This is a genomic window from Streptomyces sp. T028, assembly GCF_048159505.1.
Classification (GTDB): domain Bacteria; phylum Actinomycetota; class Actinomycetes; order Streptomycetales; family Streptomycetaceae; genus Streptomyces.
Window position 1 is genome coordinate 56,246 of record NZ_JBLRVZ010000002.1, and the last position, 13,133, is coordinate 69,378.

The following is a 13,133-nucleotide window of genomic DNA, read 5'->3' on the forward strand; positions in this document are numbered from 1 at the left end:
GCCCTTAAGGCACTGGGGGAGGAACGACTGCCCACAACCACCGCCATGCCGACTGCGCACCCGGTACCGCCGTACCGGAGCTGCTCGACCGGACTTCGGGAACCGCTACTTCTCGGTGACCCCCGCCGAGTCGAAGGTGGCTACCTCGTGCATGGCTCGGGCTGTGCTCTGGACCAGGGGGAGGGCCAGGAGGGCTCCGGTGCCTTCGCCGAGGCGGAGGTCGAGGTCGACCAGGGGGCGCAGGCCCAGCTTGTTCAGGGCGGCCACGTGGCCCGGTTCGGCGCTGCGGTGGCCGGCGATGCAGGCCGCGAGGACCTCGGGGGCGATCGCGCGGGCGACCAGAGCGGCGGCGCCGGCGCTGACGCCGTCCAGGATCACCGGCGTACGCAGGGACGCGCCGCCGAGGAGGAGGCCGACCATCGCCGCGTGTTCGAAGCCGCCGATCGCTGCCAGGACGCCGATGGGGTCGGCCGGGTCCGGCTGGTGGAACTCCAGGGCACGGCGGACCACCTCGGTCTTGCGGGCGAGGGTCTCGTCGTTGATGCCGGTGCCCCGGCCCGTGACCTCGGAGGGGTCGGCGCCCGTGAAGACCGAGATGAGGGCGGCGGAGGCGGTGGTGTTCGCGATGCCCATCTCACCTGTCAGCAGTGCCTTGTTGCCCGCCGCCACCAGGTCGCGGGCGGTCTCGATGCCGACCTCGATGGCCTGCTTGGCCTCCTCGCGGGTCATCGCCGGGCCGGTGGTCATGTCGGACGTGCCGGCGCGGACCTTGCGGGGCAGCAGGCCGGGGGTCGCCGGGAGGTCGGCGGCCACGCCCACGTCCACCACACAGACCTCGGCGCCCACCTGGCTCGCGAAGGCGTTGCAGACCGCTCCCCCGCCGAGGAAGTTGGCGACCATCTGGGCCGTCACCTCCTGCGGCCACGGGGTGACGCCCTGGGCGTGGACGCCGTGGTCGCCCGCGAAGATCGCGACGGCCGCGGGCTCCGGGATCGGCGGCGGGCACTGCCGGGACAGGCCGGACAGCTGCGCGGAGATGATCTCCAGCATGCCGAGCGAGCCCGGCGGCTTCGTCATGCGCTTCTGCCGCTCCCACGCCTCGCCGAGCGCCTTGGCGTCCAGCGGGCGGACGCTGGCGACGGTCTCGGCGAGCAGGTCGTGCGGGTCCTCGCCGGGCAGCGCGCGACGGCCGTACGTCTCCTCGTGCACGACCCAGGACAGCGGGCGGCGCTTGGCCCAGCCGGCCTGCATCAGCTCGGGCTCGGGCGGGAACTCGTCGACGTAACCGACGCAGAGGTAGGCGACCACCTCGAGGTGCTCGGGCAGGCCGAGGGCGCGGACCATCTCACGCTCGTCGAAGAAGCTGACCCAGCCGACACCGAGGCCCTCGGCGCGGGCGGCGAGCCAGAGGTTCTCGACCGCGAGCGCGGAGGAATACGGCGCCATCTGCGGCTGCGTGTGCCGGCCCAGGGTGTGACGGCCGCCGCGCGTCGGGTCCGCGGTGACCACGATGTTCACCGGGGTCTCGAGGATCGCCTCGATCTTCAGTTCCTTGAACTGCTTCGCCCGGCCCTTGGGGAGGGACTTCGCGTACGCGTCGCGCTGACGCATCGCCAGTTCGTGCATCGCGCGCCGCGTCTCGGCGGAGCGGATGACGACGAAGTCCCAGGGCTGCGAGTGGCCGACGGAGGGCGCGGTGTGGGCGGCCTCCAGGACGCGCAGCAGCACCTCGTGCGGGATCGGGTCGCCGCGGAAGCCGTTGCGGATGTCACGGCGCTCGCGCATGACCTTCAGGACGGCCTCGCGCTCGGCGTCGTCGTACGCGGGCGCGGCAGGGCCGGTGGACTCTCTGGCTTCTTCCACGGTGGCCGGGCTCTCCTCCTGGTCGGCGGCCCTGGTTTCCAGGTCCTCCGGGCTCTGCGCGACCTCGGGGTCGGGGTCGGCCTGGACGTCGGCCTCGGGCTCAGGGTCCGGGGTCGCCGGGACGGGAGCGGGGTCGGCCGCGCGGGGGGCGGGGACGGTGGGGGCGGTAGGGGCGGTGGGGACGGCCGCGGCGGCTGCGGCGGCTGCGGGCTGTGCGAGCGCCGCCTCCGGCTGTTCCACAGGTACCTCTGCCGGTGCCTCGGGCTGTGCCTCGGCGGGCTGCCGGTCCTCCGCGGGGGGCGTCACCTCCTGAGGCGGGATCGGAGCGAGGTGCGGGGTGGTCGGCACGTTGCCCTCGACCGGTACGAACGTGCCGACGGGCTGGACCGGCTGAGGGATGGGGACGGGGATCGCCCCGACCTCCTCGGGGATCCCGCCAGGGATCTCCTCGGGGACCTCTGCGGAGACCTCTGCGGGAGCCGCCGCGACTGCTTCGGTCGGTGCCTCCGGGGCCGGGGTGGGAGCCGACTCACGGGCGTCCGGGATCTGATACGGCTCGTCCGATTGGTGAGCCCCGGGGGCGAGAGGCTCGGTCGCCGCCGTCTCCTCCGGGTTCGCCTCGGGCTCCGGCTGCGCGTCCGCGGTCGGCTCGGCGGCCTCCACCTGCACGGGGGCGGGGTGGGTCTCCGCCACGGGCTCGGGCTGCGGCTGCGCTGCGTCCGGTTCGGCGGGCGGGGCCACCGCGGGCTGGGCGGGCTCGGCGGGCCGGCCCGCTTCGGCCTCGGCGGGAGCGACGGGAGCGACGGCGACTGCCTCGACGGGGGCAGCAGAAGTCTCTGCGAGCGGGGAGGCCTCGGCGGGCCGCGGGGCCTCAACAGCGGTGGGGGCCTCGGGCGTGGCCTCGGCCTCGGCCTCTGCGGGCTGCGCGGCGTCGGGGGTGGCCGCCGGCACCGGAGGCTCGGCGGCTGCTGCGGGAGCCTCCTGCTCTACGGCCACGGCTTCCTGCGTGGGCTCGGACGGTTCGGGTGCCTCAGCGGGCGCGGCGGGCTCGGGCGCCTGGACCGTGGTGTCGGGCGTGGGGGTGACGGCCTGCGCCGCCTCCGGGGCCGGGGTCTCGTCCGGAACCGGAGTCTCCGACATGGGCTGAGCCTCGGGTGCCGGCACCTCGGCGGGCTGGGTCTCCTCGGCGGGGCTCACCTCAGCCGCCTGCGCCTCCACGGGCTCGGGCTCAGGCTCGGGCGCCACGGGAACGTCCACCGCGTCGGGGGCAGTTACATCGGTGACCTCGGCAGCCTCGGAAACAGCCTCTTCGGGAGCCTGCGTCGCCTCGGACAGGGCGGCCTCCGCAACCTGAGCCGCCTCGGACACGGGCACCCCAGCACCCTCGGCGGCACTCGCCTCGGGCGCCTGCGCCACCTCGGCCGCGGCCGTGGCCTCGACCGCCGGTACGTCCTCCCCCGAGTCGGCAACCTGCGGGACCTCCGGGGCCACCGGCGCGGGCACCGCGTCGACAGGCGGCGAGGCGACAGGCTCGACGAACGCGGCAGGCTGTTCGCCGCCGGCCACCGGCCCCGTCTCCTCCACCTCGTCGGCGACATCCTGCTCGCCCTCGGCGATCAGAGCCGCTCCGAGCAGCTGCCCGGTGTCGACGATCCCGGACGCGGTGGGGGAAAACGGCTCGGGCACCTGCACGTGATCAACGGTCACGGCTCCGGGAACCTGCGCCGCAGGGGTCGTAGGCATGGCGTCACCGCCACCGCCACCGACACCGCTCCCGCCGTACGCCGCCGCAGCGCTCTGCGCCCCCTGCGGGGCGGTCGCGGCGATCGCCTCGGTCGCCACCCGGGCCACGACGGCGTCGGCGACGCCCAGCGGCCCCGGCTCGGGGGTCGCCGGCTCCACCGCCGGAACCGGAACAACCGTTTCCGCGATCGTCACCCCGGAAGCGACCGACCCCTGGGCCGGAGCGGCAGCCGGAGCGGCCACCGGCGCCGTGGCCTGAGCCGGCGCCGCGGCACCCCAGGGTGCCGCCCCCTGCGGAGGCATCTCGCGCAGGGGTGGGACGTCGAGGTACTCGGGGCCGGAGGCGGGCTGGGCCGGGTGGCGGACCGGAGCGCCGGCCGGGCCGCGGTCGGCGAGGGAGCGGACCGGGCTCGCGGAGGCGTCGGGGATCGGCGGGCCCAGGTGGAGGGGGCGGCGCGGGGCCGGCTGCGAGGGCGCGGCGGGGCCGGGCAGACGTACGGCGCTGAGGTCGACCGAGCCGCTGTCGCGGCCGGAGATCTCGTGCGGGCCGGGTTCGTGGACCGTCTCGACGACCGGCTCGGGCGCGGGCGGCGCCACCTCGTTGCCCCATGCGCCCTGGGCGCCCGGCAGCAGCAGGTCTTCGTCTTCGGCGGTGGTCTCGGAGAGGTAGGTGTACGCGCCGTGCGCGGAGGCGCCCGACTGTTCCACCGTGCCTGCGTTCTCCGGCAGCCCCTCGCCCGGGACCTGGCCGGTGTCGGTCATGCGTACCCCTCGCCCATCGGTTTAGTGCTCCTGCGACCAGCTCACCCGGAACGGCGCACCGATCGCCCCGTAGTGAAGAACGAGCGTCCGTGCCCAGCGGCACGAACGACCGCCCGAAAAAGCGACAAAGCCATTCAGTGGCATTGTCCCGGTCGTCGTCGTCTCGCGACAGGTTGATCTCCGTCGCTCCGCTGTGGACTGCGCCACGTTGCGCGCCCTCCGGTTCTGCCGTACCACGTCCCACCCCAAAAGGGATGTGTTTTCCGGACATTGGCCGACGAAGTGCCGGGCGAACGGAAGCGGTACGACGATCGTTCAGCCTACCGCGAGCGGTACGACAACAGGATCACGGGGAGGGCGGACCGGGTCAGGTCCGGCGGTCCGGAAGAACCCCGCTGAGCAGGAACGCGACGCTCCGTTCGGTCTCCGTCCAGAGCCGCGTGTCGAGTTGGACGGACTGGACGAGGGCGCACTCGACGAGGTATCCGTGCTCGGTCAGGTCGCGGCCGACGCGTTCGGCGGCGTCGCGGGTCGCCGCGTGGGTCACGATGCGCTGCGGACGGCGGTCGGCGACCGCGGAGACGACGGCCGCTCCCCCGCCGCCGACGCGGACGACGTCCGGTTCGGGCAGGTTCTCCAGGACGTGCGGGGCGGTGCCGCGGACGATCTGGAGTTGGACGCCGTAGCGGCGCGCGACGGCGTCGGTGCGGGCGCAGGCGTCCAGGTCGTGGTCGACGGCGAGGACGGCCGCTCCGGCCCGCGCGGCCTCGGAGGCGAAGGCGCCGCTGCCGCAGCCGATGTCCCAGACGAGGTCGCCGACCCGCGGTCCGAGCCGGGCGAGTTGGGCCGCGCGCAGCAGGTCCGACTCCCCTTCGCCGAGGCCGCCGCCGTAGGCCTGGGCGGGCAGGGTCCAGCCGCGCGGTCCGGCGGCCGGGTCGCGTCCGGCGATCCAGTCGCCGTCGCCCCCGGCGCTCGCGGGGCCGCCGATGACGATGACGACGTTGGGGTCGCGCCAGGTGTGGTCGACGGCCTTGTCGGAGGTGAGGACGCTGACCCGCTCGTGGTCGGTGCCGAGTTCCTCACAGACCACGAACGTGCGGTGCACGCCCTCCAGGAGCAGACCGAGTTCGGCGGGCCCGGCGCCGGGCGAGGTGAGGACGGCCACCTTGGTGTGGGCGCGGCAGACGTTGACCGCGCGGCGCAGGGTGCGCCGGTGGGCGACGACGACCTGGGCGTCGTCCCAGGGCATCCCGGCGCGGGCGAAGGCGGCGGCGACCGAGGACACGGCCGGGACGACCTCGACCTCCAGGCCGAACTCGGGTGCGCGCAGGGTCCGTACGACACCGAAGAAGCCCGGGTCCCCGTCGGCGAGGACGACCGCGGTGCCCCGGTGGCCGGCGATGCGGCGGGCGGCGAGGGAGACGCTGCCCAGGCGAACGCGCTCGGCGGTGGGCGGCACCTCGGGCAGCGCCAGGTGGTGGGCGGCGCCGGCCACGAGGGTGGCGGCGCCGAGTGCCGAGCGGGCCGCGGCGGTCAGCGGCGAGCCGTCCCAGCCGATCACCGTGACGCGGTCGGCCATCGTCGTCAGTCTCCCGGGGGTTCACGCAGGCAGCGGGCTCCGTGAGGGTACCTGGTCGCGTGGGCCGGGGAGCCGTGCGATCACGGGCCCGGGGGTCAGTTCCAGTCGGTGTAGGAGGTGAAGCCGCCGCCCTCGGCGAGCTGGTCCGCTGCGCCCTCCAGGTCCTCGGGCAGCAGGCTCCACACGATGTAGTCGGTGCGGACCTCGGTCCAGGTGCCGTCCTCGGCGCGGGCCCGGGCTATGCAGGCGTTACGCAGGACGCCCTCGCTGATACAGCCGATCTTCTGCGCGACCTGCTGGGAGGCCGTGTTGTCGGCGGCCGTGCGCAGCTCGATGCGTTCGAACTTCTGGTCGGTGAACAGCCACTGGGCGGTGGCCAGCGCGGCCTCGGAGGCGTAGCCCTCGCCGCGGGCCCAGGAGGCGACGATGTACGACAGTTCGGTGGACCGGACGTGCCAGTCGGTCCTGGCCAACTGGATGACGCCGACGAGCCGCTGGGTGAGGAACTCGGCGACGGCGAGGGCGAGGCCGCGTCCGGCCGTGCGTTCGTCGGGCGCGTACTCGGTGATCCACCGGTGGGCGGCCTGTTCGCTGTAGGGCTGCGGGACGCCCGTCCAGGCCCCGATCTGCTCGTCGTTCATCATCTCGGCCAGGGCGGGCACGTCGTCCTCGTCGAGGGGACGCAGCACCAACCGCTCCGTGCTGATGGAGATGGTGGGGAAGGTGCTCGTCATGAAGCCGCTCCGTAGCCTTCGAAAACCTCGGTGCCCGACCGGTCTGTACCTACCGGACCGTCAGGACCGCTGAACTGCCCAGCATGCAGCATGAAAGCACTGAACGGCACCACGGGGTCCCCACCCTTCGTGAGGGAGCGGACCCCGTGGGTTGCCGAGGCGACCGGTGAGAGCGGTCAGAACGCGGCGACGACGGCGCCGTCGTACTTGTCCTCGATGAACTTCTTCACCGCGTCCGAGGTGAGCAGGTTCGCGAGCTTCTGGATCCGCGGGTCGTCCTCGTCGCCCTTCTTCACGGCGAGGAAGTTGGCGTACGGGTTGTCCGTGGCGGACTCGGCGACGAGCGCGTCCTTGGCGGGGCTGAGGTCGGCCTCCAGCGCGTAGTTGCCGTTGATCACCGCGGCGTCGACGTCGGCGAGCGAGCGCGGCAGCTGGGCCGCCTCCAGCTCCTTGAACGTCAGGTTCCTGGGGTTGGAGGTGACGTCCTTGGGGGTCGCGTCGTAGCCGACGCCGGACTTCAGCTCGATCAGGCCGTTGGCTTCGAGGAGCTTCAGCGCCCGCGCTTCGTTGGTGGTGTCGTTCGGCAGGGCGACGGTGGCGCCCTTCTTCAGGTCGTCGAGCTTCTTGACGCCCTGGGAGTACAGGCCGAGCGGTTCCAGGTGCACGGTGGCGCCGGGTACGGCGACGATGTCGGTGCCGTTCTTCTTGTTGAAGTCGGTGAGGTACGGCTGGTGCTGGAAGTAGTTGGCGTCGACCTCGCCCTGCTGGACGGCCGTGTTGGGGGTCACGTAGTCGGTGAACTCCTTGACCTCCAGGTCGAGGCCGGCCTTCTTGGCGAGGTTGTCCTTGATGTAGGTGAGGATCTCGCCCTGCGGGGTGGGAGTCGCGGCGACGGTCAGCGTGGCGTTCGCGTCGGTGGCGGCGGAGTCCTTGTCCGCGCCGCACGCGCCGAGCCCGAGGGTGAGGGCTCCGGCGGCGAGGGCGGCGGCGGTGATCTTGGCGGTGTTACGCACGAAAAGTGCCTTTCCTAGGGGTGGTGCGGCCCCGCTGTGGGTGTGCGGGGAGTTCATGGGGGGGTGCACGGAGGGTGCGGGGGTGTGCTCAGGCGACCTTGCCGATGTCGGCCTTCGCCGGCTCCTCGGTCTTCAGCAGCCGCAGCTTCGGGGCGGGGCCGGAGCGGCCGCCGCGGCGGTGCAGGGAACGGGCGGCCCAGTCGCCGGCGAACTGGATGAGGGAGATGACGACGGCGAGGATCGCGACGGTGATCCACATCAGCTCGGTCTCGAAGCGCTGGTAGCCGTAGCGGATCGCGATGTCGCCGAGGCCGCCCGCGCCGACCGTGCCGGCCATGGCGGAGTAGCCGATGAGAGCGACGACCGTGGTGGTCGTGGAGGAGATGAGCGAGGGCAGCGACTCGGGTACGAGGACCTTGCGCACGACGGTCCAGGTGTTGCCGCCCATCGACTGCACGGCCTCGACGAGCCCGCCGTCCACTTCGCGGACAGCCGTCTCGACCAGGCGCGCGAAGAACGGGATGGCGCCGATGGCGAGCGGCACGATGGCGGCCTCGCGGCCGATGGTCGTCCCGGTGATGGTGCGGGTGAAGCCCATCAGAGCGACCATCAGGATGATGAACGGCATCGAGCGGGCGATGTTCACGACCTGCCCGATCACCTTGTTGGCGACGACGTTCTGGAGCAGTCCGCCCTTGTCGGTGAGGACGAGGAGGAGGCCGAGCGGGAGTCCGCCGGCGACGGCTGTGAGCGTGGACCAGCCGACCATGTAGAGGGTGTCCCAACAGGCCTGCTCCAGCAGGGGCTGCGTCTCCGACCAGGTCACTTGGCACCTTCCTTCACCAGCTGCGGCTCACCTACGACGTCGATCCGCAGGCCCTGTTCGCGCAGGAAGCCGATCGGTACGACGTTGTCCTCGTAGCGGCCGGGCAGTTCGATGCGCATCCGGCCGACCTGGAGGCCGGCGACGGTGTCGATGGCGGCGCCGAGGATGGAGATGTCGATGTTGTAGGTGCGCGAGAGCTGGGAGATGACCGGCTGGGTGGCGCTCTCGCCGTGGAAGGTGACGTCGACCACGGTGCGGTCCTCGCCGGTGGCCTCGCCGCCGACCGGGAAGAGCGCGGCGGCCAGTTCGGAGCCGGGGGTGGCGAGCAGCTCGCCGACCGTGCCGGACTCCACGATCCGGCCCCGCTCCATGAGGGCGGCGGAGTCGCAGATCGACTTGACCACGTCCATCTCGTGGGTGATGAGCAGGACGGTCAGGCCCAGCTGCCGGTTCAGGTCGCGCAGCAACTGGAGGATGGAGCGGGTGGTCTCCGGGTCGAGAGCGCTGGTCGCCTCGTCGGACAGCAGCACCTTGGGGTCGCCGGCGAGGGCGCGGGCGATGCCGACGCGCTGCTTCTGGCCGCCGGAGAGCTGGGCCGGGTAGGACTTCGCCTTGTCGGCGAGTCCGACGAGGTCGAGCAGTTCGAGCGCCTTGCGGGAGCGTTCCCCGCCCGAGACACCGAGGATCTCCAGTGGGAGTTCGACGTTGTCCTGGACGGTCCGCGAGGACAGCAGGTTGAAGTGCTGGAAGACCATGCCGATCCGGCTGCGCGCCTGCCGCAGTTCCTTGCCGGCGCGCGGTCCGCGGCCGGCGAGGGCGGTGAGGTCCTGGCCGGCGACGGTGACCGTGCCGGAGGTGGGGCGCTCCAGGAGGTTGACGCAGCGGATCAGCGAGGACTTGCCGGCGCCGGACTGGCCGATGACGCCGTACACCTCGCCTTCGCGGACGTGCAGGTCGACGCCGTCCAAGGCGGTGACCTCACGGCCGCGGGAGCGGTAGACCTTGGTGAGGCCCGTGGTGGTGATCACGTGGGTTTCCGTCACTGTCGAGTGCGCGGGCGTGGGTGTGCCCGGGCGCACGGATGCGTTCGTTCAGGACGCGGCACGTCTCTGGCCGGGGTTTCCCGGAGAGAACAGGTGCGCGGAGCGGAGGCTCTGGGGGGGTGGTGCGCGGGCCTGCTAGCAGGCGCACATTCGACACATACAGCGCACGCCGGGCGTCAGAATCGCCTCGGTCGCAAGGGTGCGGCTGCTCGTCGTGGTCATGTGCATCAGTAAACCAGACGTACGGTGCTGACGAAGAAACGCCTGTCCGTATTCTGGACAGCCGTGGACAGCCATGGACAGCCGTGGACAGCCGTGACGGTCGTGGACAGCACCGGGCCCGACGCGGGGTGCCGCATACGGCGTAATAAGGTCACTGCATGCTTGATGCCCTGATGCCGGTGACCGGCGTCGCCGCGCTGCTGCTCGCCGCCTGGTGCGGCTGGGCGGCCCATCGTGACCAGCCCACGAAGGACTGGCACTTCATGGGGATGGCCGTGGTCTCGGTGCTGGCGCTGGTGCAGCTCGTGACCGGGATCGTCCTGCTGGCGTGGGGCCAGAAGCCGGTACAGGGCACGACGATCTTCGTGGCGTATCTGCTGGGCGCGTTCGCGTGCGTGCCGGCGGCGGGGCTCATGTCGCTGTCCGAGCGGACGCGGTGGGGGTCGGTGACGGTCGCCGCCTCGGCGGTCGTGCTCGCCGTTCTGGAAGTGCGGCTCTATGACATCTGGGGAGACTGAGATGACGGCCGTTCAGGAGAAGCCGGGCCGGCTGATCAGCGGGCCCGGCATGGTGCTGGTGTGGTTCTACGGCGTGATGGTCGTCGGGGCGGTGTCGCGGTCCGCCTATCAGATCGCCACGGACTTCGAGCGGGCGCCGCTCGCGTACTCGCTGTCGGCTGTCGCCGGTGTGGTGTACGGGTTCATCACGTACTCGCTGGTGCGGGGTGGGGAGACGGCGCGGCGGGCGGCTCAGGTGTGCTGTGCCGCCGAACTCGCGGGTGTGCTGATTGTCGGTACGTGGACTTTGGTGGAACCGTCCGCCTTCCCCGACGCGACCGTGTGGTCGGATTTCGGGATGGGGTACGTGTTCATTCCTGTACTGCTTCCGCTTTCTGCCTTGTACTGGTTGCGGAAGGCGCCTTCTCAGCGGGGTGAGTGAGGTGCGTTTGCGGGCGCGGGCCGTCTGTGGCTGATCGCGCAGTTCCCCGCGCCCCTAAAAGCAAAAAGCCAAAAGGCCCCAGACCGCTCATCTCACGCTGTTTTTGCGTACTCCCCCGCCGGCTTCTCCAGAACGAGCATCGGGACTCCGTCCGTGCCCTCGGCCGTGCCCACCGTTTCGTAGCCGACTCGGCGGTAGAGGCGGAGGTTGCCCTCGCTGCGGTGGCCGGTGTGGAGGACGAACTTCTTGGCGCCGCGTTCCTCGGCGAGGGCGGATTCGGCGGCGCGCAGGAGGCGGGCGCCGATGCCGTGGCCCTGGAGGCGGGGGTGGACGCAGAGGCGGCCGATGGACGCGGCGCCGTCCTCGGTGATGTGACCCCGGACCGAGCCGACCACCTCGTCGCCGAGCCTGGCCACGTAGACGCAGTCGGAGGCGAGTTCCTCCTTGACCGAGTCCAGGGTCTGCACGAGCGGGGCGATGCGGTAGTTGCCGTACAGCGCGGCTTCGCTCTGGAAACACAGGTACTGCAGCACGAAGATCTGCTCGGCATCCTGCTCGGTCGCCACCGAGATGGTCACGCTCATGCCCATGTGCGCACGCCTCCCGCTCACCTGATCGCCTTTGGTCCTTCACTCCTATCCCCGCAGTTGGCGGGCCGCAACCTCCGGTGCAAGCAAACGCCGCAGACATCCCAGACATCTGGAACGTTCCGGTCCGAGACTCCCCTGTGAGATACCCAACTCGCCCGCGATCTCCTGGTAGGTGGGGTCCTCGGGTGAGAGGAACGCCTCAAGGAGGCGGGGGCAGCGGCCGGGCAGGCGGCGCACGGCCTCGCGCAGGGCACGGCGGCGGGCGGCGGCGAGGGCGAGCTGCTCGGGACCGCGGTCGCGGTCGTCGGCCGGGTCGGTGTCGTAGGTGTCGTACGGCTGCTCGAAGCGGGTCGTGCGGCGGGTGCGGCGCACCTCTGCGCGCACGGCCCGGCGCAGCCAGCCGTGGGGGTCGGACGGCGGGCCGTCGGAGGCGAGGTGCTCCAGGAGGCGGAGCCAGACCGCCTGTTCCAGGTCTCCCGGTTCGGTGCCGGTGGCGTGGGCCTCGGCGCAGGCCTCCGCGGCGAGCAGGGGGCGAAGGTCGGTGAGCAGGTCGTGCGTCATGTGCCGGACGATGCGGTCGCGCGGGCGGCTGGTTGCCCGCGCGGCCGTATGTCACTCCAACGGGGACTCAGCCGTTGACGAAGTCCTCGCGGGCCAGGATGCCGGTGTCCGCGTTGTCGGTGAAGACACCGTCGATGCCGGTCGCGAAGTAGGTGCGGTAGGCGCCGAAGACATCGCCGTACGCGTCCACGTCCGTGCCCTTGCGGAAGTTCGCCGGCAGGAACGGGTTCTCGTTGCGCATGGTGTACGGGTGCAGGATCAGGCCGACGCTGTGGGCGTCCTTCACCAGGGTGGTGGGGGTGGTGAGGTTGCCGCTCGCGTCCTTCGGGATGACGAGGTCGAGGGTGGGTCCGATGCCCTGGGCGTAGCCGGCGATCTCCCGCAGCCCGGCCCGGGTGATCAGGTCGGCGACCGTGCGCGGGTCGCCCGCCTCGACGAAGTCCCAGGGGCGGGTGGTGGCGGCGGACAGCAGGACGACGAGGGGGTTGTCGACCAGCTTGTTCAGGCGCTGGATGCTGCTCGGCTCGAAGGACTGCAGGATGACCGGCGAGTTCTTCCTGTCCTTGCCGTGCTTGTGCAGCAGCTTGGCGACCCGCTCCTCCAGGCCGAGGCCCAGCTTGCGGAAGTAGGTGGGGTGCTTGGTCTCGGGGTAGATCCAGACCTGCTTGCCACGCTTGCGGGTCTGCTCGTCCTGCCACTTCAGGACTTCCTCGAAGGTGGGGATCTCCCAGCGGCCGTTGTAGAGCGTGTTGTGCGGGCGGTTGGCCGGGATGCGCTCGATCGCACGCAGGGTCTTCAGCTCGGCGAGGGTGAAGTCCTCGGTGAACCAGCCGGTGACGGAGACGCCGTCCAGGACCTTGGTGGTCTTGCGGTCGGCGAACTCCTTGTGGTCGGCGACGTCCGTGGTGCCGCCGATCTCCGGCTCGTGACGGCAGACCAGATGGCCGTCTCTGGTGGGGACCAGGTCGCCGGCCTCGACGATGTCGGCGCCCAGGTCGAGGGCGAGCTGGTAGGAGCCGAGGGTGTGCTCGGGGCGGTAGCCGCTGGCGCCGCGGTGACCGATGATCGTCGGTACCGGGAGGCTCCGCAGGCCGCTCTTGGCGGGGCGGCCCGCCTCGGTGGCGCGGGCCGTGCCGGCCAGGCCGAAGACGCTTCCCGTGGCGCCGAGCACGGCCGCACCGAGCAGCGCGCGCCGTCCGGTCGTCCCGCCCGTGCTCGTCCGCTCGTTCGGCTCCCACGCGTCCTGCGATCCCATTGC

Annotated in this window: 11 protein-coding genes; 2 read left to right on the forward strand and 9 right to left on the reverse strand. The window is 71.9% G+C overall.

Annotated elements, in window-relative coordinates; all coding sequences use genetic code 11:
* Positions 1 to 105: 105 nt before the first annotated feature.
* From cobT to ACLZN2_RS01800, 6 genes are all read right to left on the reverse strand, one after another.
* Complete coding sequence (gene cobT / locus ACLZN2_RS01775) at positions 106 to 4,368, reverse strand: nicotinate-nucleotide--dimethylbenzimidazole phosphoribosyltransferase (RefSeq protein ID WP_416976518.1); 4,263 nt, start codon at positions 4,366 to 4,368, stop codon at positions 106 to 108.
* A gap of 367 nt (positions 4,369 to 4,735) precedes the next feature.
* Positions 4,736 to 5,947 (reverse strand): precorrin-6y C5,15-methyltransferase (decarboxylating) subunit CbiE, encoded by a 1,212-nt coding sequence (cbiE, locus tag ACLZN2_RS01780; protein ID WP_416976519.1) that lies wholly within the window; start codon positions 5,945 to 5,947, stop codon positions 4,736 to 4,738.
* A 95-nt stretch (positions 5,948 to 6,042) separates the two neighbouring features.
* Positions 6,043 to 6,681: a GNAT family N-acetyltransferase gene (locus ACLZN2_RS01785; protein ID WP_416976520.1), complete on the reverse strand. Its 639-nt coding sequence runs from the start codon at positions 6,679 to 6,681 to the stop codon at positions 6,043 to 6,045.
* 176 nt (positions 6,682 to 6,857) lie between these two features.
* Positions 6,858 to 7,694, reverse strand: a complete 837-nt coding sequence (locus tag ACLZN2_RS01790) for a MetQ/NlpA family ABC transporter substrate-binding protein (RefSeq protein WP_416976521.1) — start codon at positions 7,692 to 7,694, stop codon at positions 6,858 to 6,860.
* A gap of 88 nt (positions 7,695 to 7,782) precedes the next feature.
* Entirely contained in the window at positions 7,783 to 8,520 is a 738-nt protein-coding gene (locus ACLZN2_RS01795; protein ID WP_416976522.1) for a methionine ABC transporter permease, read from the reverse strand.
* Entirely contained in the window at positions 8,517 to 9,548 is a 1,032-nt protein-coding gene (locus ACLZN2_RS01800) for a methionine ABC transporter ATP-binding protein (protein WP_416976523.1), read from the reverse strand. Before ACLZN2_RS01800 ends, ACLZN2_RS01795 begins: the two co-directional genes overlap by 4 nt.
* 395 nt (positions 9,549 to 9,943) lie before the next feature.
* On the opposite strand from ACLZN2_RS01800, the gene ACLZN2_RS01805 reads away from it, so the two are divergent.
* The gene (locus ACLZN2_RS01805) at positions 9,944 to 10,303 is read left to right on the forward strand and encodes a hypothetical protein (protein WP_416976524.1); all 360 of its coding nucleotides are present in this window, start codon (positions 9,944 to 9,946) and stop codon (positions 10,301 to 10,303) included.
* Position 10,304: 1 nt separating this feature from the next.
* Entirely contained in the window at positions 10,305 to 10,724 is a 420-nt protein-coding gene (locus ACLZN2_RS01810) for a hypothetical protein (RefSeq protein ID WP_416976525.1), read from the forward strand.
* 92 nt (positions 10,725 to 10,816) lie between these two features.
* Here ACLZN2_RS01810 and ACLZN2_RS01815 read toward each other — a convergent pair whose 3' ends face one another.
* The 3 genes from ACLZN2_RS01815 to ACLZN2_RS01825 form a co-directional block, all read right to left on the reverse strand.
* Entirely contained in the window at positions 10,817 to 11,314 is a 498-nt protein-coding gene (locus ACLZN2_RS01815) for a GNAT family N-acetyltransferase (protein WP_416976627.1), read from the reverse strand.
* 45 nt (positions 11,315 to 11,359) lie between these two features.
* The gene (locus ACLZN2_RS01820) at positions 11,360 to 11,875 is read right to left on the reverse strand and encodes a sigma-70 family RNA polymerase sigma factor (RefSeq protein WP_416976526.1); all 516 of its coding nucleotides are present in this window, start codon (positions 11,873 to 11,875) and stop codon (positions 11,360 to 11,362) included.
* A 67-nt stretch (positions 11,876 to 11,942) separates the two neighbouring features.
* Positions 11,943 to 13,130: a glycerophosphodiester phosphodiesterase gene (locus ACLZN2_RS01825; protein WP_416976527.1), complete on the reverse strand. Its 1,188-nt coding sequence runs from the start codon at positions 13,128 to 13,130 to the stop codon at positions 11,943 to 11,945.
* Positions 13,131 to 13,133 lie beyond the last annotated feature (3 nt).

What these genes read in the sequence shown, in the direction of transcription:
- cobT (WP_416976518.1), bottom strand. Translation starts at nt 4,368, where the DNA reads ATGACCGACACCGGCCAGGTCCCGGGCGAGGGGCTGCCGGAGAACGCA.
- cbiE (WP_416976519.1), bottom strand. Translation starts at nt 5,947, where the DNA reads ATGGCCGACCGCGTCACGGTGATCGGCTGGGACGGCTCGCCGCTGACC.
- ACLZN2_RS01785 (WP_416976520.1), bottom strand. Translation starts at nt 6,681, where the DNA reads ATGACGAGCACCTTCCCCACCATCTCCATCAGCACGGAGCGGTTGGTG.
- ACLZN2_RS01805 (WP_416976524.1), top strand. Translation starts at nt 9,944, where the DNA reads ATGCTTGATGCCCTGATGCCGGTGACCGGCGTCGCCGCGCTGCTGCTC.
- ACLZN2_RS01810 (WP_416976525.1), top strand. Translation starts at nt 10,305, where the DNA reads ATGACGGCCGTTCAGGAGAAGCCGGGCCGGCTGATCAGCGGGCCCGGC.
- ACLZN2_RS01815 (WP_416976627.1), bottom strand. Translation starts at nt 11,314, where the DNA reads ATGGGCATGAGCGTGACCATCTCGGTGGCGACCGAGCAGGATGCCGAG.
- ACLZN2_RS01820 (WP_416976526.1), bottom strand. Translation starts at nt 11,875, where the DNA reads ATGACGCACGACCTGCTCACCGACCTTCGCCCCCTGCTCGCCGCGGAG.
- ACLZN2_RS01825 (WP_416976527.1), bottom strand. Translation starts at nt 13,130, where the DNA reads ATGGGATCGCAGGACGCGTGGGAGCCGAACGAGCGGACGAGCACGGGC.